Here is a 21,398-nt window from a genome sequence, read left to right on the forward strand (position 1 = left end):
AAATCCAGATTGGAAGATATATAGAAGCAAAACATTTTTATTGCAATCTCAACCCTGAGCCACTAAATGGATTTATGTAAATTATGATCAAACTATTAAACTATTAACTATTTTCAATGAATGGAGGAGGAATTTTAATGAATGATTTTAATATTGCTTTAATCACGTCATTCAATTCTCAACATTCAAGGAGGTCTGTAAGATGAATAAAAAATATGACATTGTAATCATTGGCGGAGGTAGTGCAGGTTCTGTACTAGGGAACCGTCTAAGTGCAGATGGGACACGCGATGTTCTTGTGTTAGAGGCAGGACGTAAAGATTTTTCTTGGGACCTGTTGATCCAAATGCCAGCAGCTTTGCCGTTCCCAGCAGGGAAATCATTATATGACTGGAAATACGCATCTGAACCTGAACCTCATATGAAGGGACGACGTATTAAGCATGCACGTGGTAAGGTGCTAGGTGGTTCAAGTTCAATCAACGGGATGATTTATCAACGCGGTAACCCAATGGATTATGAACGTTGGGGAGCAGACCAAGGTATGGAATCATGGGACTTCGCACATTGTCTACCGTATTTCAAACGATTGGAAAATGCTTTAGGTTCGGAGCCAGATGATGAGCTTCGCGGCCACGATGGGCCTCTCAAATTGGAACGTGGGCCGGCTAAAAACCCTCTGTTCCAATCCTTCTTCAACGCAGCTGTTGAGGCAGGATACTCACGAACTCCTGATGTGAATGGGTTCCGACAGGAGGGCTTCGGTCCGTTTGATAAACATGTGTACAAAGGCAGAAGGCTGTCTGCTTCACGTGCTTATTTACATCCGGCTATGAAACGTAAGAACCTGACTGTTAAAACTCGTGCTTTTGTTGCAAGTATTGATTTCGAAGGTACGAAAGCTAAAGGTGTGACTTATCAACGAAATGGGAAGATGCATCAAGTTATTGCAGATGAAGTTATACTCTCTGGCGGTGCAATCAATACGCCTCAGCTACTTCAATTATCAGGTGTGGGTAGTGCAGAGCACTTACGCTCACTTGGCATTAAACCGATCGTTGATCTACCTGGTGTAGGAGAAAACCTTCAAGATCATCTAGAAACTTATATCCAATACGCTTGTCCACAACCGGTCTCTCAGCAGCCTAATATAAATAAAACGCGTATGCCTTGGATTGGGTTGCAATGGTTACTCGGACGTAAAGGTCCTGCAGCAACGAACCATTTTGAAGGTGGAGGATTTGTCCGTTCGAACGAGGACGTTGAATATCCAAATTTAATGTACCACTTCCTTCCATTAGCAGTGCGTTACGATGGACAAAAAGCAGACACGAAACACGGATTCCAGGTACACGTCGGACCTATGTACTCTGATGCTCGTGGCTCATTAAAGATTCGTTCAAAAGATCCAAGAGAGCATCCGAGCATGATCTACAACTATCTTTCAACTGAACAGGATCGACGTGAGTGGGTTGAAGCGGTACGAATTACAAGAGAAATTATGTCTCAGCCAGCAATGGCACCATATAATTCAGGAGAAATTTCACCTGGCCCTTCTGTTCAAACAGATGAGGAGATTTTGGATTGGGTAGCAGAAGATGCCGAGACTGCACTTCATCCGTCATGTACGGCGAAAATGGGACCTGCTTCAGACCCAATGGCTGTTGTAGATCCAGAAACGATGAAAGTACATGGACTTGACAATGTACGAGTAGTCGATGCGTCTGCTATGCCATATGTCACGAACGGTAATATCCATGCACCGGTATTAATGCTGGCAGAAAAGGCTGCGGATATCATTCTTGGACGTAAGCCTCTGGAGCCTATTCATGCTGACTTCTACCGTCATGGTGTACACCCAGCCGACGCAGGTACGGTGAAAGGCTAATTTAAAATGATTTTCTTAGAAGGTCTCTTTCAAAAAAGTAGTAGATTTGGAAGAGAGCCTTCTTTTTTTACGTTGGGCTATGCTAATGTTGACTTTATGCTCCGTTTTCTGTGGACGCCTTTACCACAGGCACAAGTACGGCTGTACTTTGCTTGCATTCACGGTGTCTTCTTTGCCGCGGTCACAACCTCAACTTTCGGAAACTTCTACCTGCGTTTCAGAGGATTTTCGGTTATCCTACTTCTTCCTCTACTAGCTTTGCTATAAAGTTAGGTCCGTCGAAGCAGCTCATAGCGTTTTGGAGAAGCTTTCTTCGTTGCTCCTGCGATTACTCGTCGCAGCTAGAATGTTGTTCGATGATGTATGATCGTTGCTCCTGCGATTACTCGTCGCAGCTAGAATGTTGTTCGATGATGTATGATCGTTGCTCCTGCGATTACTCGTCGCAGCTGGTGTGAAGTTACAATAAAGTCATTTAATTTTAACTACTCCAAACACACAAAACACCGTTCAAAATGGAACGGTGTTAAAAATACCGTTGTTTAACTTTCTTCATCCAATCCTCTTTTTCTCAAAATAAACAACAATACTGGGGGATCTCCAAAAACGGCCAAGGATATGGAAAAAAATGAAAATATGTGGCGTCGGGTAGGACAGAAAGGCTGTCTTCAACTTTCCATTTTGATGTTTGTGCTTTTACTTCTACTGAACTGGAAATAGTAAACTAATAGAATCATTAGATGCAAAGCAGCAAGAACAAAATAGATATTGCTATAAATAAAACCATTTGAGGGGATATTTATCGGGTTCCAGTGGACATTAGAGCCAAGATCCACTATTCTACTGTAAATACCGGTAGCTATTGCTTGCACAATGAAATTCAACATCTGTAACATACCCATCCCCACACCGACCTGGTTCTTTGGTAATGTCTGTGAAATTGAATTGTTCATCGCAATAAGCATGAAGGATTGCCCTACATTACCAAGGATCAGAAATGCAGCAATGAACAAAGGGGAACTTCCTGTAAAGGTAGAGAGTAAAACAAAACAGGTAAATAACAAGCTTGATGCTATAAAAAATAGATACGAGCTTCCTTTTAGGTCTGCCAGCTTTCCACCCTTTCGACCGAAAATGGCGGAGGCTGCTGCCGCAGGAACCATCGCAAAGCCAATCAAAGAAGCTGGTAGTTGTTGTACATGAGACAATAACAGTGGACTGAGGAAATAAAGCGAAGTACCAATCCCATTGATAAGAATAGCAATTGTTAATCCGAGTGTATATCTTTTGTTTGTAAAGATCTCTGGTTTAATAAACGGTGCCTCAGCTAAACGAATTCGGATGATGAATAGTCCCAAAGTGAGCAAACCGCTGATCATAAACCACCAAGTTCCATTGGTAACGCCAAGCAGAAGGAAAGCGATGGTAGCAGCTAGCAAACTTCCACCCATCCAATCAAATTTTCCAACCACTACTTGCTGCTCATCTCCCAAATATTTACGGTAAAAAGGTAGCGTGATTAAAATGAGGAGTGGTACAGCGAATAACCAACGCCAATGAGCAACACTGACAATCAATGCTGAAATAACAGGACCAAGAGCACCACCAAGAGCCAAACCTACTGCCATCATTCCTAAAGCTTTTCCTCTACGCTCAGGAGCGAAATAACGCACTGGAATCAGTACTGCTGTTGCAGGAACAGCACCAGCTCCTATTGCTTGTAAGCACCTTCCTATCAGTGCCATCCAGAATGTTTGGGAAACAAGGCCTATTAGGGAACCAATCGTAAAAACAAGTAAGCCAAACGTCAGCAAATTTTTAAGCTTGTATCTGTCTGATAACTTCCCATATGTTACCGTTCCAATAGCGTAAATCAATCCATATGCTGAAGAAAGCCAGCTTACCTGTGCGATAGTAAGATTAAACTCTTTACTAATGTCGGGGAGTACATAGATGAACATTAGTACACTCATCGATGAAAGCGTAACAGTAAACATCACAATGCGCATTAATATTTCTCCTGTTTGTTCTTTTGCTTTTGTTTCCATTATGATGAATACCTCCAAGTGGATAAAGATGATAAATCATGCTTGTAAGCTAGTTAAAATTGAACACTACTTGAGCAAGCCCCCACTTAATGAGTCGAAAGAAATATGGCAATGACCATACCTCTTTCGACTTCAAAGTGAACCTACCTCAGCGGAAACGATGGAAGAACGCTCGTAGATCTCCCGTAAACAAGTCAGGAACTTCCATTGCTGCAAAGTGACCACCATGGTCAAACTCGGTCCAGTGAACAATGTCATACTGACGCTCAGCGAGGCTGCGTACAGGCAAGACTAGATCGTGTGGGAAAACTGCTATTCCCATTGGTACAGGACAAGGCAAGGGTCGACCTTTAGATTGAGCACTTTCATAATATAAACGAGCTGACGACCCAGCAGTTCCTGTGAGCCAGTAAAGCATCACATTAGTAAGTAGATGGTCAATTGAAACGGAAATTGCTGGATCCGTCCATTCATTGAACTTTTCAGCGATCCACGCTAACTGTCCAATAGGTGAATCCGTAAGCGCATAGGAAAGTGTCTGTGGCTTTGTCGACTGAAGCACCATGTAGCCAGCTGGAGCAGCTAAGTAACGCTTCATCTGTTCTATTCTAGCTTCCTCTTCTTTAGACAGATTACTAAGTCCATCAGTCGGGATAGTGGGTAGAAAGAAGTAGTTGAGGTGAACACCACAGACGTGTTTTGGATCTACTGTAGCTAACGTTTCAGAAATCGCAGAACCGAAATCTCCTCCCTGAGCCCCATACCGAGTATAGCCTAGCCGTCTCATCAATTCAGCCCAAGCAAGAGCGATTCGATTTACATTCCAACCCGGTTCAGGAGTAGGACCAGAAAACCCATAGCCAGGAATTGATGGAATCACTACATGAAAGGCGTTAGCCGGATCTTGACCGTAAGATCGCGGATCGGTAAGTGGGCCAATAATATCAAGGAATTCTATAATAGAACCCGGCCAGCCATGAGTGAGAATTAATGGGAATGCATTTTTTTCGGGCGATCGCACATGTAAGAAGTGTATATTTGCACCATCAATCGTTGTGGTGAATTGAGGAAACTCATTCAGCCTAGCCTCCTGTTTACGCCAATCGTATGAAGTAAGCCAGTACTCCACTAATTCCTTCAATTGCCCAAGCGGAACACCATAGCTTGCACCTATTCCTGGTAGCTCGTCGGGCCAACGAGTATGGGTCAGGCGAGTTTGCAAATCATCTAGATCACTTTGGGGGATCGCGATGCGAAATGGTCGGATCAAAGTGTCACTGTTACTCATGTTGTTACCTATAAAATCGTGTTTTGACGTATTCATCTTTTATCGGCTCCTTTAATAATAGTTGACTTATCAACTTTATTGAAAGTATAGCCTTATATAGTTGATTAGTCAACTATATAATTGCTTGTTATTTTATGTATTTGAAAGAGGCTGGGACAAAACCAGTAAATGGTAAATAAAAATGGTCATTTCTAACCGGGTGTTAGAGATGACCATTTTTTACGTTTTTTTCATTATTAAAGCAGAAAAAAAGGACTCCCTCTGCTATGATTAAAGTACCACCAAAAACCATGGGAGGGATCCTTTTGTTTAAACAGTATAACATGAATCAAGTGATTTTGCCTTTAGATATGGAAAGAAAATTACATAAAGATGATATTGCGTTTACGATCCATGAGATGATCGAAGGTATTCCAGAGGAAGCATTCGAGCCGTTTCTTCGCGAAACGGGTACCCCTTCTTATCATCCTAAAATGATGATGAAAGTTATCTTATGCGCTTACACCCAATCCGTATTTTCTGGAAGAAAAATCGAAGCCCTAGTGCAGGACAGTGTGCGCATGATGTGGCTAGCACAAGGCTACGAACCAAGTTATCGCACCATTAACCGGTTCCGAGTGAACCTCCATGTACAAGACCTTCTCCGTGAATGCTTCGTACAATTCCGCAGTCAGCTAGTCGAAGAGAAGGTCATTGATCAAGAAGCGGTTTTCATAGATGGTACAAAGATCGAAGCAAACGCCAACAAGTACACGTTTGTCTGGCGTAAATCGACCGAACGACACAGTCAGAATTTAATTGAGAAATCAAATACGATGTATGAAGAGCTGTTGGAACAAGAGGTCATCCCTGCGATGGAACGGGAAAGTTCAGACGAACTTTCGACAGAAGAACTTCAATCCGTGGTGAATAAGCTGGATGACCACATTGAGGATTTCAATCAAAAGATTGAATCGAGCGATGATACAGCGGTACGGAAACAGCTCCGTTCCGATCGAAAAAAGCCTAAAGAGTATCAGAAACAGTTCAAGGATTTTCTTCAACGAAAACAAAAATATCAAACCGATATGGAGATATTTGGTGAACGCAATAGTTACTCCAAAACGGATCATGATGCGACATTCATGCGTATGAAAGACGATCACATGAGAAATGGTCAATTAAAGGCAGGGTATAACGTTCAACTTGCGACCGAAAACCAGTACGCTCTTGCTTATGATGTTTTTCCGAATCCAACGGACGTTAGAACATTGATTCCTTTCTTAGACCGTATAGAGAACGATTTTTTTGAATTACCTCGATATATTGTAGCGGATGCAGGGTATGGCAGTGAACAAAATTATCAAGATGTGCATGAAAATCGTGAACGGGAAGCTCTGATTACTTTCAACACGTATCGTAAAGAAAAGACCAAGAAATATCAAAAGGACCCTTCCAATTCGGCCAACTGGGCTTATGACGAAGAAAAAGATGCTTTCACTTGTCCCAACGGACAACAAGTCTCCTTTCTATATACATCGCAGAAAAAAGATCGATATGGGTTTACGAGAACCGTTAAAGTCTATGAGTGTGAGGACTGTTCTTCCTGTCCGTTACGGGCTGAGTGCAATAAGAGACAAAGTGGACGCAACCGAAGAATCTACTTTAATCCGACATGGGAAGAACAAAAAGCTTATATAAGAGAACAGCTTTCGGAAACGAAAACAGGTGAACTTTATGGTCAAAGAAAAATTGACGTTGAACCTGTATTCGGTTTTCTGAAGGCGAATTTGCGTTTCTCTCGAATGTCAGTGAGAGGAACTGACAAGGTGAAAAATGAGTTAGGGTTTGCATTCATGGCTGTGAACCTAAGAAAATACACCTCAAAACCCCAGAAGGTGTCCGGTAGGACACCTTACCATTCACAGAAAAAAGATTCGGATGATCAAAAAATGATCATCCGAACCTTTTTTTATTCGTAGAAACTAGTTTTGTCCCAGCCTCTCCGAGAAGCCGCAGAGCAAACCACCAGTTCACACTGGTGGTTCTGATTAACATTAAAAAGTAGAAATCATTTCAGTAGCTCATAAGTACCCGAATGTATCATTCATCTCCTTTTATTTCATCCAGCGCATTCATAGTCATCTTTTTTATCTTTTGGACTAAGTCATCCGCTTCTGCTGTCGTTAAGCCGGATGAAATCGTTTCGGTCCAATAATTCAGTTTGGTTTTAATAAAATTGCGCATCTCTAATCCTTTAGCTGTCAATGTGACCAAATACGCTCTGCTGTCATTTGGATCTCGGGTTCTTTTTACATAACCGAGCTTTTCAAGATTTCCGATAGCACGCGTTGTAGCAGCTTTGTTAATAAATAGATTGGTGGACAGCTGCTCTTGGGAAATACCATCTTTTTCATACAGATTGACCAAAAAGATGTATTCAGACGAGTTAATATCGTAATCCTTCAATTCCCTGTTCAGATAAATTTGAAATTGACGGTGCAGTACAGAAATCCATCTGGCGATACTTTCATTTTTCATCTATCTGCTCCTTTGCAAATATTTGACTAATATATTATATGAAAAACATACTGTTTATTTGTTGATTAGTCAACCGATTATATTAGATATTCTCTTAAAGAGCCTTTACTTGAATAATGACTATTTGCTTAAGTGGAATAATATTTTTTCAAAATGTTAAAATGATGTTGTTCATGGATAGCAAGTAATTGTACACTTTGTATTAGATTTGGATATTTACCAACTGGATCAGGATAATAGATTTGTCCTGCCAAATCTTGTTCGATATCATTGAGATTTGCCATGAGTTTATCAGTCTCATGTTTAAGAAGTGCTTTTATTTCGCTAAAAGTCCATTTTTCTTCTAAACCAGACGGAGGTTTTATTAGAAACGGTGCATTCATTGATTTTTTTTTCTTATCTTGAAATTCCTGATAAATATTATGTATTTCTATATTATATGGCTTCTTCTTCCGTATGAATGCCAGTGGAAGCATAATCGGTATATAAATATTTGAAAACCTTCTGAATAATCTAGTCATTAAAACAAGGTGGTACAATGTTTCACCAATAGACCATTTCTCTGGCATTGTCCTTGTCCAAGCACTTTCAAAATTTATACTGTCATCAGTATAAAATTCATCTCTTTGTTGTTTCAGTTTTATAAAATGGTTATGGATTTGTTTGCTTTTCAAGAAAATGCAGCTCCTTTAATTTAATCTAGATACTCCAATTACTTATGACTATTACTTTTTACTATTGCTTCTGCTTGTCTACAAAATATCCCTGCTTTTATTCCACAATTGTTGAATACAGATCAGGTAGCACTCTCTAATCATCTTGATAACATTCCTCCACAAAATGGCCCATTTTATGAAGAAAGACGCTTTCCTTATTTCAGAAAAGCGTCTTTTTAAGAGTAGGGAATGTTGCAGCAACTCCCTTTCTTATAATCAACAAACGGGTTAGTCCAATAAGCGAGTAGTATAAGAGAATATTATTAGTAGGCGATACCTACACGTGATTTTATATAATCGCTACTTTTTATCTGGTTAAATGTAAATTCTGCTGTATCCGGTACGGATATTTTAACTCCACCCTCCGGCAAAAAATTAATGTCTACACGATATTTACCTAAACTTTCTCCATCCGGCAAATACGTTGGACAGACAATAGTCCATTCGAGTGTTGATTGTTTAAGTATATAGTAAACCTTATGATGTTCTTTCGCTGCACGGGTTGACTTACGCTTTGATTCACTTGACTGATAACGCAGTGAATCTGGGGTGGTTCTACTTTGCAGGATACCTGCAGTTCCTATAGTTATAATTCGTTGTATACCTTCGTTTTCCATTGCTTCGATAATGAGTGGCATACTTTCTGATAAAGTAGTTGTCCCATCAGTATTAAGTGCACTAATAACTACATCAATCCCATGCATTGCACGTACGATATCCTCTTTATTTAAAACATTACCTTGAATAATAGTTAAATTTTCATTATTTATTTGAATCTTCTCTGGAGTGCGAACTAATACAGTAACATGATGTCTGTCATGAAGGGCATAAGTAACTATTTGACCTCCAACTCGTCCAGTCGCACCTAAAATTAAAATATTCATGAGAAAGAACCTCCTTTTAGGGATACAAATATTACCCTACACTATATCAGTTTTTTTCTATTCATAAAAAGCCGCAATTTTTTTGGAAAGAGCTAATAAAAAAGAAGTTAGTCTCTCCAAATATGAGAGACCAACTTCTTTAGTGCGCCCAGCATGGGTGTAATCTATAGGGTGAAAGTCCCGAACCACGAAGGCAGAAGTAGTGGTTAGCCAAACGCAAGGGTGTCCATGGTGACGTGGAATCTGAAGGAAGCGAGCGGCAGACCTCCGGTCTGAGGAACACGAACTTCATATGAGGCTAGGTATCACTGGATGAGTTTGCTAAACAAAACAAAGTCCGTTCTGCCGAAGGTGGTACAGAGTACATGAAGCAGATAGGTGGAGGGAAAGATTGCACTCTTACCTGGGGAGGCCTGGCTGTAACGCCAAGCTCACTTGGTAACCTATTTAGTGATAAATAGCTGAACAGTCAGGAGTCAGCAGAGGCCATAGTACTTTGAATGATCTAGAGATCTAAGGGGCGGGCCGAATCATTTAAGAAGAATTAGCGCTTGGCGTACGTATTACTCAATGAAGCAGAAACATATAATCCTGCCTAATGGAGGACGTGGTGAATCCCACAGGGGACATAAGAAGGGCTGAGAGTAATACCACGCAAGAAGATGATCTAATTCACGTAGGAGATTGATAAGAATGTTGGAACGAGTTCTATCACGGCAAAATTTAAATCGCGCACTCGAAAGAGTGGAGCGTAATAAAGGAAGTCACGGTGTAGATGGGATGAACGTACAAAACCTACGACCTTATCTTCATGAACACTGGGCATCCCTGCGAGCTCAGCTCGAAAGTGGTACCTATCAACCTCCACCTGTTCGCCGAGTCGAAATCCCGAAACCGAGTGGAGGTAAGAGGAAATTAGGAATCCCGACTGTGATAGACCGTTTCATACAACAGGCTATTGCACAAACACTGAGTGAGGCTTATGACCCAACATTCTCCACCAAAAGTTTTGGGTTCCGACCAGACAAACGTGCTCACGACGCTGTTCGACAAGCTAGGGGGTATATTAAAGAGGGTTGTCGCTGGGTCGTGGACATTGACCTAGAGAAATTCTTCGATAAGGTAAACCATGATAGATTAATGAGAACAATAAGTTATCGAGTGGATGACCCCATACTACTTAGGTTGATACGTAGGTATCTTCAATCTGGTGTGATGGAGAAAGGCCTTGTCAGTCCTAATACTGAAGGGACTCCGCAAGGAGGACCGCTTAGTCCCCTCCTGTCTAACATTGTTCTAGACGAACTTGACAAGGAACTGGAGGAAAGAGGTCTTGCCTTCGTACGCTATGCCGACGATTGTAATATCTACGTCCGCTCTAGAAGAGCAGGTGAACGGCTAATGGAAAGTATTACAACGCTAATTGAGAAGAAACACAAACTGAAGGTGAACAAAGAGAAGAGTGCAGTAGACCGACCATGGAGAAGAACATTCCTAGGCTTCACTTTCACCAACAACATTAAACAACCGAAAATTAGAGTATCCAAGCAAAGTATTCAACGTTTTAAACTGAGAATACGAAAACTCACCTCGAGGAAATGGTCAATTTCTATGGGGGAGAGGATAGAGAAAATCAACCGCTATCTGATCGGTTGGATGGGCTATTATCAACTAGCCGAAACTACCTCAGTCTTTAAAAGGATTGATGGTTGGCTTCGAAGAAGGTTGAGGATGATTCGATGGAAAGAGTGGAAGAAGATTAAAACGAAACAAAAGAATCTTAGGAAGCAAGGAATCAATGAACAACAGGCATGGGAGTGGGCTAATTCTAGACTAGGATACTGGCGTATAGCTAAAAGTCCTATATTAGATAGAGCCCTTGATAACCGATATTGGAATAATCAAGGGCTTAAAAGTCTACTTTTGAGATATCAATCGTTACGTTGGACTTAAATGAAACCGCCGTGTACCGAACGGTACGCACGGTGGTGTGAGAGGTCGGGGGTTAGTCACCCCCTCCTACTCGATTATTTTTTCTATTATTCACTTAGACTTTTATTTTACCCATTCATCAATCAATTCTTGATTCTCTTCAATCCATTTTCTAGCTCCATCAAGAGGGTCTTCGGTACTCTCTACATAGTCGATTAGTTCGCCAATTTCTTGGTCATCCATCTTCCAATTATTAAACCACTCGCTCACTTCTGGATAATCATCTTCAAATCCATGTCTTGTTGCGTGGTGAATTTTTTCTACACCGCCGTAGATGTTTTGTGGGTCCTCTAGGAATTTTAAGTCATAACTGGAAAATACCCAGTGTGGAGTCCAAAGTGGTGCCACGATTGGTTCTTCATCTTCAACCGCATTTCCAATCTCAGCTAACATCGCAGGTTCAGAGCTTGGCAGTAGTTCAAACTCAAGATTATAATCTTCAATTAATTGTTCCGTCACTTCCATCGTACCTGCGCCAGAATCAAAACCAGTAATTTCTCCATTAAAAAGTTCTTTATGCTCATTTAAATCTTCTATACTATTAACTTCTTCTAAATAGGCTGGAACAACAAGTCCTACTTTTGCATTATCAAACCAAGTAGATTCTGAGAAATTAACAGTATCTTGATATTGCTCTAAATAATTTGCATCTTGGACTGGTAACCATATTTCTAAGCTAGCATCTAGTTCACCACTTTCTAAAGCCTCCATCGTAAAACCCATTTCCAATAAGTTTAACTCCACGTTATAACCTTTATCTTCTAAAATTGCTTTCCACATATTTGTTACTGCAATATTTTCAGCCCAGCTAATTTGGGCAATCGTTATATCTTCTGCTTTTGTACCTTCTTGTTCACTACTTGTTCCATCACTAGCGTCTCCGCATGCTGTCAGTACAGCAACTATTAGCAACGCTAATATTAAACTAAGTTCCTTTTTCCATTGGTGCATGTTGAAAATCCCCTTTTTCTATAATTTTATATATTACAAACGTTAAATATGTTAAGAAAAAATTTAACGTTATAACTATGCTAACACATATCCTATCTTAGATGGGATATGTGAAACATTTTATTTGCTAGATAGTCTATAGCATATATAGAATACCTAATAACTTCTTTTCAAATTAATCTTGCTGATCTTTTGGTAAAAACTCAAATATCTTACCATTTTTTATACTTGAAACTAAGTCTTCCAACCAGTGATAGTATGTTTTAGATTCTTCTAATTGATCATAGTATTTTTTTGCCTCAGCAACAGTTTCTGGTGTGCTAGTGGAATCCTTTATGGCATCTATTAAGTCTTTTTGTGCTTCCTCAATTGCTTCCATATTCATTTTTACTTCCCGTTCCCACATTTGACAATAAAACACCATAAATGAACGGAAGAAATTTTTCTCTGCTACATAGGTATGTTTCCTAGAACCGCGTGTAAATGTTTTTTTCACCATTTCTATTTCTTGCAGTTTGCGGACACTAGTACTCATACTCGGTTTACTCATTTCAAGCTCTGTACGCATTTCATCAAGAGTCATTTGATCTTTAAAGTACATTGTTGCATATAAATTTGCAGCAGCTGGTGTTACACCATATAAATCCATTGTCTCTGCAATGGCACCAATGACTTTATCTTTTGCTTCTTCTATTTTGATTCTGGAATTTTCAGTAGGTTCACTCATAAAGTCACTCCTTCAATATAAAGTGAATTATATTAAATGGTTTTAAAATATTTTTTACAAACTTTATGTTACCGAATTCAGATGAAATGTCAAATGGAAAACGTCATTTTAACTAATTGCAATGGCTATTAACTTCGTAATCAATTTTAGGTCTTTCTAAACTTTTATGTTATACAGTTATCTTTGACAGCCATAAAAAGACATGTTATCATTCGAAATATTAAATATATTTTTAACAAACTTAATACATTTAAGAAATTGGAGTTGATAGATATGAATATAAAACAACAACAATACATTAATGGTAAGTGGGTAGGTGCAAACTCAGGTAATACGCGTGAAATTATTAATCCTTTTAACCAGGAAGTGATTGCTACTGTCCCAGAAGGTGATGAATCTGATACAAAAGAAGCAATCGCTGCAGCAAGAGCAGCATTCGATAATGAAGAATGGTCTTCAACTCCAGCAACAGAGCGAGGGGCGATCGTAAGGAAGATTGCTGAATTAATAGAAAGAGATAAAGAAGAGCTTGCTAGATTAGAATCATTAGATACGGGTAAAACCGTAGAAGAAAGCCGTGGAGACATGGTTGATATTGCTGGCGTATTTCGTTATTATGCAGAGCTTGCAGATAAAAATGGCGGCGAGCTGATTGATTCTCCAGTGCCAAACTCTATTAGTAAAGTGGTTCACGAACCAGTAGGTGTTTGTGGTCAAATTACACCGTGGAATTATCCATTACTTCAAGCGTCTTGGAAATTAGCTCCAGCACTTGCGACAGGAAATACGTTAATCATGAAGCCAAGTGAAATTACACCACTTACTACTATAAAAGTATTCGAACTAATGGAAGAGGCGGGAGTGCCTGCTGGTGTTGCTAACCTAGTACTTGGTGCTGGTAACACGGTAGGTGCAGAATTATCTAGTAACACTGATGTGGACCTTATCTCCTTTACAGGTGGAATTGTTACTGGGAAGAAAATTATGCAAGCGGCTAGCAGTAACGTAAAGAAACTTGCACTTGAACTTGGCGGGAAAAACCCTAACATTATCTTTGCTGATGCAGATTTTGAGACAGCTGTTGACCAAGCATTAAACGGGGTATTCTTCCACGCAGGACAAATCTGTTCTGCTGGTACAAGACTAATTGTAGAAGAAAGTATTCATGATGAGTTCGTTCATGCACTTGTTGAGCGAGTGAAAAAATTTAAGCTTGGAAGTGGATTTGACGAAGATACACAAATGGGTCCACTTATTTCAGCTGAGCACCTTGTGAAAGTAGAAGAGTATGTTGAAACAGGTATTAAAGAAGGTGCTACATTAGCAGTTGGTGGAAACCGTCCAGAAGATCCAGAACTACAAGATGGATTTTTCTACCTACCGACTATTTTCACAGACTGCACAACAGACATGAGCATTGTTCAAGATGAAGCTTTTGGTCCTGTTATTACGGTTGAGAAATTCCGTTCAGAAGAGGAAGCAGTAAAGCTTGCTAATGACTCTATCTATGGACTGGCTGGTGGCGTTTGGACAAATGACATTGCAAAAGCTGAACGTTGTGTAGCAAAGATGCGCATGGGTACTGTTTGGATTAATGAATTCAACCTTTACTTCCCACATGCACCATGGGGTGGATTTAAGCAGTCTGGGATTGGACGTGAACTAGGAAGACTAGGTATTGAAGAATATACAGAAACAAAGCATATCTTTCAAAACCTTAAACCTGAACCTATTAACTGGTTCTAGCTATCAATCTTGTGTTTTCTTTTTCTAGTAAGCGGGACTGTCCCGATATAAAGCAAATGGATTATCTTTCAATTAACTGACTTGTTCTTTCGAAAGTATTGTGCTTGATTAGGATATTTGGCTTTTAAATCAAAAAATAGTGGATTTATATAGGATTACAGGGGAAATCGGTTCATCATTTATACGATTTCCTCTTTTTTTATGGAGTGATGGTGCAAATGTTTGGTATTAGAACTCTAGTAATTGTTCAATTAGGAATTCAGAACCTTTTATTAATGAATGAAAATATAGTAAATGCGACTATGACTGATATGTTGTTCTTATAGTTTGATAAATAGGAATCATTACGATATAATGCAAATCGTAATGATTTCTATTTAGGAGGAGTTCCCTTGAAAAAAAGTAATCTTTTATTATACATACAGAAGCAGAAACGTATATTTTCATTTGTTGCTTTGTACATGTTTATTAGTTTACTAGCTGGTTGTGGTGGTTCAGACGCAGCAAGCGATGAGGATAGTAATGGAGAAGATAAACATATTCATTTTCTATACAATTTCTCGACAAATTCTTTGGATCCACACGTCGATACTAGTTATGTTCCACTAAGAGCTGGAATTACCGAAACTTTAGTTCGTTTAGATGAAGAAAATTTAACAGTCGAGCCGTGGTTAGCGGAAGGCTGGGAAGGGGAAGATGGCATCAATTGGACTATTGAGCTTCGAGAAGATGTCTCCTTTCATAATGGTAGAGAGATGGATGCAGCCGCTGTAAAAGCTTCGTTGGAAAGAGCGATTGACGAAAGCGTCGCAATGAGAAATGCTTTGAAAATTGATGAGATCAAAGCTGACGGTCATACATTAGAAATCACAACAACTGAACCTTTTCCAGAGTTTATATCAGAACTTGTAAATCCGAACGTTTCAATTATTGATGTGTCAGAAGAGGATGTTTTGAACAGACCAATAGGGACAGGGCCGTTTGAATTAGAAGAATTTGTACCAGGAAGTCGACTTGAGCTAACTCGCTATGATCATTATTGGGACGGGGCTAGTAACTTAGATGGAGTCACATTTTCTTTTAATGAAGATGCCAATGCGCGTTCTCTTGCGCTAAGATCTGGTCAAGTTGATATTGTGTATCGTCCAGAGGTTGAGAGCTTAGAAACTTTAGAACAAGAAGAAGGTATTCATGTAGAGTCAACGGCAACGTTTCGAGTTCATCAAATGACGATGAACGTGCAACGCGAAAGCTTGAAAGATGTGAATGTACGTCGTGCTGTTGATGCGTTAATTGATCGTCAAGAAATTGTCGACACTATTTTACTAGGGCATGCGGAAGTTGCTGTTGGTCCGTTTCTACCGAGTCTTCCATTTGCTCCAACATACGAGCAACGCCCAAGCGGTGCTGATGTCGCAGTCGAGTATTTGGAGGAAGCGGGTTATACACTTGAAAATGGAATGATGCAAAAGGATGGAGAACCTCTTACACTTACGCTTTTAACGTATCCGGCAAGAGCAGATCTCCCTCTAATTGCAGAAGTGTTTCAATCGGATGCGAAACAAATAGGTATCGATGTAGAAATTAAACAAATTGATATTCCAGAAGAATATATGGCATCTAATCGTGATTGGGATATAGCTACTTATAGTAATTTGACGGCTCCTCGTGGAGATGCTGGATATTATTTAAATGCAACGTATCATCCAAAAGGAGCGCTCAACTTTAGTGGGGCCGAAGAAGAAGAACTTACGGAAATGATCGATGAACTTAATCAAACAGTTAACCAGGAAGAGAGAGCTATACTTGCGGAGCAAGCAGCAGACTATGTGAACGAGAACGTCATTAATTCATTTGTATTGCATCCATCGACAATTGTTGCTTATAACGACAATAAAGTGAAAAATTGGGAAACGACTCGAAGCGAATATTATATGATTACGAATAAACTGGATGTGAAGTAAATTGCTGCGAATCGTCACTCGTAAATTCTTTGAAGTGCTAGTTTTCATATTATTGATTACTTTTGCTAGTTTTTTGTTTGTTCGATTAGCACCTGGTGACCCAGTGTTAACGATATTAAATGTTGATGAATTATCAGTGAGCCAGGAACAAGTAGAACAATTGAGAGAGGAAATGGGGTTCAATAACCCCCTCCTCGTTCAATACGGGCATTGGCTTATGAACTTTGTTCAACTTGATTTTGGTTCGTCATATGTGACTGGACAACCTGTCATGGAAATGATCTTACGAGGTCTTCCTGCTACTCTTGAATTAACGTTTGGAACCATGCTAGTGATGTTTTTGGTCGCTATTCCACTTGGATCTTTGTCCGCACTTTATCGAGATAGTTGGATCGACCAATTGAGTCGTATCCTTTCCATTATAGGAGCAGCAGTACCAAGTTTTTGGCTTGGTCTCATTTTTATTGACTTATTTAGCGTCCGTTTAAATTGGTTTCCTACCATGGGTAGGGACGGCTACTCGACATTAATTTTGCCAGCATTAACACTTGGGTTAGCCATTTCGAGTGTTTATGTTCGCTTACTTCGATCTAGTTTACTAGATTCATTTAATCAGGAATTTATCCGAGCAGGTAGAGCAAGAGGATTGCCTGAATATCGTATTTTCTTCGCTCACGCCTTTCGTTACAGCCTACCTCCTGTTATTACTGTTTTTGGTGTTAGTTTCGGAAGCTTAATAGGTGGAGTGGTTGTGATAGAAGTATTGTTCGCTTATCCTGGGATTGGTAAAATGGTCGTTGATGCGATTCGTCAACGCGACTATCCTCTCATCCAAGGGTACATTTTAATTATGGCTGTGATCGTGTTTATCGTAAATACATGTGTGGATCTTTCTTACCGCTATTTAAATCCGGAACTGAAAATAAAAGAAAGAGAGTCAAAACGATGAGTAGGTTCGCTGTACGTTTTCCAAAGAAAAGAAAACAAACGATACAAGTAAGCATCGGCATTATTTTCTTTGTCATGATATTAATCAGTGTCATCTATGCTTTTTTCATTTTAAAACATGATCCATATTTAACAAATCTAGGTGGCACGCTTCAAAGCATGAGTATGCAACATCCGCTTGGTACTGACCATTTAGGGAGGGACGTGTTAACTCGTCTTTTGCTTGGGGGGCAACAGACAATCGGCTACAGTTTACTAGCACTTTTTGCAGCTGTGATCATTGGAGTTCCCTTTGGTATCATCGCTGGCTATAAGGGAGGCATCGTTGACCGGTTATTTATGAGAATGGCTGATGGGTTTCTAGCATTTCCGGACACAATCGTTGCCATTGTATTAGTAGGGTTGCTTGGACCTAGTATTAGTAATTTAATCCTCGCTATTATTTTAGTCAAATGGGTGAATTATGCTAGGTTAGTAAGAAGTACTGTTTTATCAGAAGCTCAAAAAGAGTATATACTCATTGCTCACATTAATGGATTGCCTGCTAGAAAAATTATGACGAAACATTTATTTCCGCATATCATTGGCCATGTTCTAGTCATGGCAAGTCTTGATTTAGGGAAAATTATTTTACTTATCTCTGCATTTTCATATATTGGTCTAGGTGCTCAACCACCTATGCCTGAATGGGGAGCAATGTTAAATGATTCCCGTTCGTATTTTGATTCGAAGCCAGAATTGATGGTTTACCCTGGACTTGCTATCGTACTCGTTGTCTTAGTTACGAATATGTTAGGAGATTATTTAAGAGATCGCTTTGATGTAAAGAAAGAGGTACAACAATGATTTTATCGATGAATGAAATGACCATTCGCAGTCAAAAGAAAAAGATCGTAGACCAAGTCTCTCTTTCTATCCGTGAAGGAGACTGGTATGCATTAGTTGGACAAAGTGGCAGCGGCAAAAGTATTCTTTCTCAAAGCATTGGGCAGATGTTGCCTTCTCACTTATATGTAGAAGGCAGTGTTATGTTCAAAGAACAAGATTTGCTTAAACTGTCGGATAAAGAGATTCGAACTGTTCGTGGCAAAGAATTGTCTTATATTTTTCAAGATTATCAAGGCTCATTTACACCATTTAGAAAAATTGGTCAACATTTTGATGAATACTTAAAAGTCCATGGTGTTCCTTTAAAAAGAAAACGCTATGACAAGGCGATAGAGGCCCTTGAATCTGTTGGGTTAACTGAAGTGTATTATCATCGTTATCCTTTTCAACTTAGTGGAGGACAACTTCAAAGGGCTGCAATCGCAATTTCTCTACTACTCTCTCCTAATTTAGTCATTGCTGATGAGATTACAACAGCACTTGATAGTGTATCAGGACACCGGGTATTAGAGATGTTAGCCAAAAAACAAAAGGAAATGGGTTGTTCCATTTTATTTATCACTCATGATTGGCGCCACGTTAGGCGATATGCGAACCGTTTAGCGATTATGAAGGACGGTAAAATAGTTGAATCAGGGGGGAAACATCGGATTCTTGACCATCCGAAACACGAATATACAAAACAATTAATAAAAGCAGCCCCTATTTTAGACAAAGGGATGCCATCTGGGTTAGATAAGGAGAGCAAGTTATGAACCTACTCACCGTTGAAGAGTTAACAAAATCATACGATAAAGCAAAGCCTGTTATTTCTAACGTGAACTTTGTTTTAAACAAAGGGGAGTGCCTTGCCCTTGTAGGAGAAAGTGGCTCTGGAAAAAGTACACTTGCTCGTTGTTTGCTTCGCATTGAGTCCATTGATAGTGGCAGAATCAACTTTAATGGAACGGCACTCGAAAAGCTAACTGAACGTCAACTGAAGCCTTATCGTAAAGATATACAAATCGTTTTTCAAAATCCAACAGCTGCCTTGAACCCTAAACTTAAGATTAAAGATTCTCTCATTGATCCATATGCACAGTACAGCAATGAATTGAGTCTTGCGTACTTCTCGTATGAGTCAAAGGATGCTTATATGAAGCAACTGTTAGAAGCTGTCGAGCTTCCAACGAACTTAGCGGATCGATACCCACATGAGTTAAGTGGAGGACAACGTCAACGAGTGACGCTTGCTCGTGCAATTAGTATTGAACCGGAACTCATCATCCTTGATGAACCGACAGCAAGTTTAGATGTCGTCTCCCAAGATGGTGTTCTACAATTATTGACGGACCTTCGTAAAAACTTGAATCTATCTTATTTGTTTATCTCCCATGATTTAGCCGCTGTGAATCGTGTGAGCCAGCGTATGATGGTGATGAAAGATGGTGAGATTGTCGACCAGTTTAATCAGCAGCATTTATTAGATAAGAGTCGTCATCCTTATACGAAAGAACTAGTTTCGATCTATTGATGTAAACATTTTACTAACGGAATCTCATTAGAAATAGAAAATCTCGTTAAAGAAGTTAAGGCAAAATTTAGATTTACAGCATTTTATGCAATGAGGGTAAGTTTCAATCGATAGGACGTTTTCGTAAAGTGATCCTACATTTACGGAAGCGTCATTTTGGTGGAATTAAAAACAATACGGCTATTCCTGTAATTTTGCGGTTGATGAATTCCAAACAGAAATGATTAAAGCGTTAGAACAAGGAGATCTTACGTAGTAAACTCTATAAAATTCTGAGTATGATATTAGAAGTCTATTCACAGTAGCAAAAAACTCATTATTTTAACTAAGAAGAAACATGAAAAGTTATTAATGGATCAAGTGTGGGAGTTGGCTAAAGGAAGAGATAACAGATGTCATCTAAAAACTACTAGCTAACCCTATCACTTTAGAGTTACAATTAAAATGTTAGGTTTTTAATATTAAAAACAAGTAGGTGCCTTTATTGTATAAAGGTTAAAAGGGAAGTTGGTGAAAGTCCAACACGGTCCCGCCACTGTAATCGTTAACTAAAGCTACCGAAAACCACTGTACGTATAGTATGGGAAGGGGTAGTAGAGACGTAAGTCAGGAGACCTGCCTATTTGTTACTTTCGTGTTCTTCGAGGAAAAGGATGCTTAAGGGAAAAAGTGTTTAAACTTTTTTAAATAGAGGTTCTAACTTAGGGCTTTTCCTGGTTATATCGTAATCTCATTTTACCCTTAACGTCTTTCTAAGAAGAAAGGCGTTTTTATGTGTGCCCCGCAGTCACACAGTCTAAGTGGTTCAAATCCACTCAGTAACTTTACCCTTTAAAGTACTGTAGCCGAAGCAACATCCTCCCTCTAATGAGAAGGATGGACAGGGTGCCCTCTGAGAAGGGGGATCTGAAAGGTCTGCAGGCAAAGTCCAGCCCGGAACAAAATGTGAACCAGAGGTGGCGGCAGTGTTGGGTGACCCGCCATCAAAACGGGGAAACCTGTGCAGACGCACACTTTATAGGAAAATACGAAAGGGACATGACCTATAAAGCCCACTGACGTGATTAGGGTCAGGATGGATGGAACAGAAGGTGTGATGACCGGGGGAAGCACTGTAGGTTCCTTCGTGTAAACATACGGAGGTAGGGGAGGTATAACCCAAAGGGGAAAACCAAACCGATGACACTGCAGGTGGCGGATAGATTCGTAGTAGTGACGAAGTTTGAGCCAATGAACTCTGGCAACAGGAGGGAGGATAAAACTCAAACGAGGAAGCGCTGGTCGCTTCACCCACCATCAGGCCAAAAGCCGGATGATGGAGGCGA

16 protein-coding genes and 1 riboswitch are annotated in these 21,398 nt (G+C 39.8%); of the genes, 9 read left to right on the forward strand and 7 right to left on the reverse strand.

Translation table 11 applies throughout. The features are described from left to right. Window positions 1-202 precede the first annotated feature (202 nt). Window positions 203-1,888 carry a choline dehydrogenase gene (gene betA / locus CD001_RS07395; protein WP_096186884.1) on the forward strand — a complete coding sequence of 562 codons (1,686 nt, stop codon included), beginning with the start codon at window positions 203-205 and terminating at the stop codon, window positions 1,886-1,888. Window positions 1,889-2,556: 668 nt separating this feature from the next. Here betA and CD001_RS07400 read toward each other — a convergent pair. Next, window positions 2,557-3,936 carry an MFS transporter gene (locus CD001_RS07400; protein WP_096186885.1) on the reverse strand — a complete coding sequence of 460 codons (1,380 nt, stop codon included), beginning with the start codon at window positions 3,934-3,936 and terminating at the stop codon, window positions 2,557-2,559. Between the two features lie 148 nt (window positions 3,937-4,084). Next, a complete protein-coding gene (locus CD001_RS07405; protein ID WP_179298648.1) occupies window positions 4,085-5,224 on the reverse strand; it encodes an epoxide hydrolase family protein in 1,140 nt (379 codons plus the stop codon). 305 nt (window positions 5,225-5,529) lie between these two features. Here CD001_RS07405 and CD001_RS07410 point away from each other — a divergent pair, with 305 nt between their 5' ends. Next, window positions 5,530-7,185: an IS1182 family transposase gene (locus tag CD001_RS07410; protein ID WP_096186249.1), complete on the forward strand. Its 1,656-nt coding sequence runs from the start codon at window positions 5,530-5,532 to the stop codon at window positions 7,183-7,185. Between the two features lie 121 nt (window positions 7,186-7,306). Here CD001_RS07410 and CD001_RS07415 read toward each other — a convergent pair whose 3' ends face one another. The 3 genes from CD001_RS07415 to CD001_RS07425 form a co-directional block, all read right to left on the reverse strand. Further along, window positions 7,307-7,744, reverse strand: coding sequence for a MarR family winged helix-turn-helix transcriptional regulator (locus tag CD001_RS07415; RefSeq protein WP_096186886.1), 438 nt, complete (start codon window positions 7,742-7,744; stop codon window positions 7,307-7,309). Window positions 7,745-7,872: 128 nt separating this feature from the next. Next, entirely contained in the window at window positions 7,873-8,418 is a 546-nt protein-coding gene (locus CD001_RS07420) for a DinB family protein (RefSeq protein WP_096186887.1), read from the reverse strand. A 305-nt stretch (window positions 8,419-8,723) separates the two neighbouring features. After that, on the reverse strand, window positions 8,724-9,344 hold the full coding sequence (locus tag CD001_RS07425) for an NAD(P)-dependent oxidoreductase (RefSeq protein ID WP_096186888.1): 621 nt from the start codon (window positions 9,342-9,344) through the stop codon (window positions 8,724-8,726). 693 nt (window positions 9,345-10,037) lie between these two features. Between CD001_RS07425 and ltrA the strand changes: the two genes are divergently transcribed. After that, a complete protein-coding gene (gene ltrA / locus CD001_RS07430; RefSeq protein WP_096186889.1) occupies window positions 10,038-11,297 on the forward strand; it encodes a group II intron reverse transcriptase/maturase in 1,260 nt (419 codons plus the stop codon). Between the two features lie 102 nt (window positions 11,298-11,399). Here ltrA and CD001_RS07435 read toward each other — a convergent pair whose 3' ends face one another. Both CD001_RS07435 and cudC read right to left on the reverse strand, forming a co-directional pair. After that, a complete protein-coding gene (locus tag CD001_RS07435; protein WP_096186890.1) occupies window positions 11,400-12,287 on the reverse strand; it encodes a glycine betaine ABC transporter substrate-binding protein in 888 nt (295 codons plus the stop codon). Between the two features lie 175 nt (window positions 12,288-12,462). Beyond that, entirely contained in the window at window positions 12,463-13,014 is a 552-nt protein-coding gene (gene cudC / locus CD001_RS07440; RefSeq protein ID WP_096186891.1) for a choline uptake/conversion transcriptional regulator CudC, read from the reverse strand. A gap of 273 nt (window positions 13,015-13,287) precedes the next feature. On the opposite strand from cudC, the gene betB reads away from it, so the two are divergent. The 6 genes from betB (at window position 13,288) to CD001_RS07470 (ending at window position 20,073) form a co-directional block, all read left to right on the forward strand. After that, window positions 13,288-14,760 carry a betaine-aldehyde dehydrogenase gene (gene betB / locus CD001_RS07445; RefSeq protein ID WP_096186892.1) on the forward strand — a complete coding sequence of 491 codons (1,473 nt, stop codon included), beginning with the start codon at window positions 13,288-13,290 and terminating at the stop codon, window positions 14,758-14,760. 461 nt (window positions 14,761-15,221) lie between these two features. Next, a complete protein-coding gene (gene nikA / locus CD001_RS07450; RefSeq protein ID WP_096190523.1) occupies window positions 15,222-16,724 on the forward strand; it encodes a nickel ABC transporter substrate-binding protein in 1,503 nt (500 codons plus the stop codon). A 4-nt stretch (window positions 16,725-16,728) separates the two neighbouring features. Then, window positions 16,729-17,673 (forward strand): nickel ABC transporter permease, encoded by a 945-nt coding sequence (gene nikB, locus CD001_RS07455; RefSeq protein ID WP_407081140.1) that lies wholly within the window; start codon window positions 16,729-16,731, stop codon window positions 17,671-17,673. A gap of 74 nt (window positions 17,674-17,747) precedes the next feature. Continuing rightward, window positions 17,748-18,518: a nickel transporter permease gene (gene nikC / locus CD001_RS07460; protein WP_407081141.1), complete on the forward strand. Its 771-nt coding sequence runs from the start codon at window positions 17,748-17,750 to the stop codon at window positions 18,516-18,518. Further along, on the forward strand, window positions 18,515-19,315 hold the full coding sequence (locus CD001_RS07465; protein ID WP_096186895.1) for an ABC transporter ATP-binding protein: 801 nt from the start codon (window positions 18,515-18,517) through the stop codon (window positions 19,313-19,315). Before nikC ends, CD001_RS07465 begins: the two co-directional genes overlap by 4 nt. Beyond that, on the forward strand, window positions 19,312-20,073 hold the full coding sequence (locus CD001_RS07470; protein WP_096186896.1) for an ABC transporter ATP-binding protein: 762 nt from the start codon (window positions 19,312-19,314) through the stop codon (window positions 20,071-20,073). The genes CD001_RS07465 and CD001_RS07470 overlap by 4 nt, the downstream gene beginning before the upstream one ends. A gap of 456 nt (window positions 20,074-20,529) precedes the next feature. Beyond that, window positions 20,530-20,710: riboswitch (cobalamin riboswitch) on the forward strand. The last annotated feature ends 688 nt before the right edge of the window (window positions 20,711-21,398 follow it).

The organism is Evansella halocellulosilytica, assembly GCF_002335745.1.
Lineage (GTDB): Bacteria > Bacillota > Bacilli > Bacillales > Salisediminibacteriaceae > Bacillus_CA > Bacillus_CA halocellulosilytica.

Excerpts from the sequence above, each read along its gene's own strand:
- betA (WP_096186884.1), top strand. The coding sequence starts at position 203 with ATGAATAAAAAATATGACATTGTAATCATTGGCGGAGGTAGTGCAGGT.
- CD001_RS07400 (WP_096186885.1), bottom strand. The coding sequence starts at position 3,936 with ATGGAAACAAAAGCAAAAGAACAAACAGGAGAAATATTAATGCGCATT.
- CD001_RS07405 (WP_179298648.1), bottom strand. The coding sequence starts at position 5,224 with ATGAGTAACAGTGACACTTTGATCCGACCATTTCGCATCGCGATCCCC.
- CD001_RS07415 (WP_096186886.1), bottom strand. The coding sequence starts at position 7,744 with ATGAAAAATGAAAGTATCGCCAGATGGATTTCTGTACTGCACCGTCAA.
- CD001_RS07425 (WP_096186888.1), bottom strand. The coding sequence starts at position 9,344 with ATGAATATTTTAATTTTAGGTGCGACTGGACGAGTTGGAGGTCAAATA.
- ltrA (WP_096186889.1), top strand. The coding sequence starts at position 10,038 with ATGTTGGAACGAGTTCTATCACGGCAAAATTTAAATCGCGCACTCGAA.
- CD001_RS07435 (WP_096186890.1), bottom strand. The coding sequence starts at position 12,287 with ATGCACCAATGGAAAAAGGAACTTAGTTTAATATTAGCGTTGCTAATA.
- cudC (WP_096186891.1), bottom strand. The coding sequence starts at position 13,014 with ATGAGTGAACCTACTGAAAATTCCAGAATCAAAATAGAAGAAGCAAAA.
- betB (WP_096186892.1), top strand. The coding sequence starts at position 13,288 with ATGAATATAAAACAACAACAATACATTAATGGTAAGTGGGTAGGTGCA.
- nikA (WP_096190523.1), top strand. The coding sequence starts at position 15,222 with ATGTTTATTAGTTTACTAGCTGGTTGTGGTGGTTCAGACGCAGCAAGC.
- nikC (WP_407081141.1), top strand. The coding sequence starts at position 17,748 with ATGATATTAATCAGTGTCATCTATGCTTTTTTCATTTTAAAACATGAT.
- CD001_RS07465 (WP_096186895.1), top strand. The coding sequence starts at position 18,515 with ATGATTTTATCGATGAATGAAATGACCATTCGCAGTCAAAAGAAAAAG.
- CD001_RS07470 (WP_096186896.1), top strand. The coding sequence starts at position 19,312 with ATGAACCTACTCACCGTTGAAGAGTTAACAAAATCATACGATAAAGCA.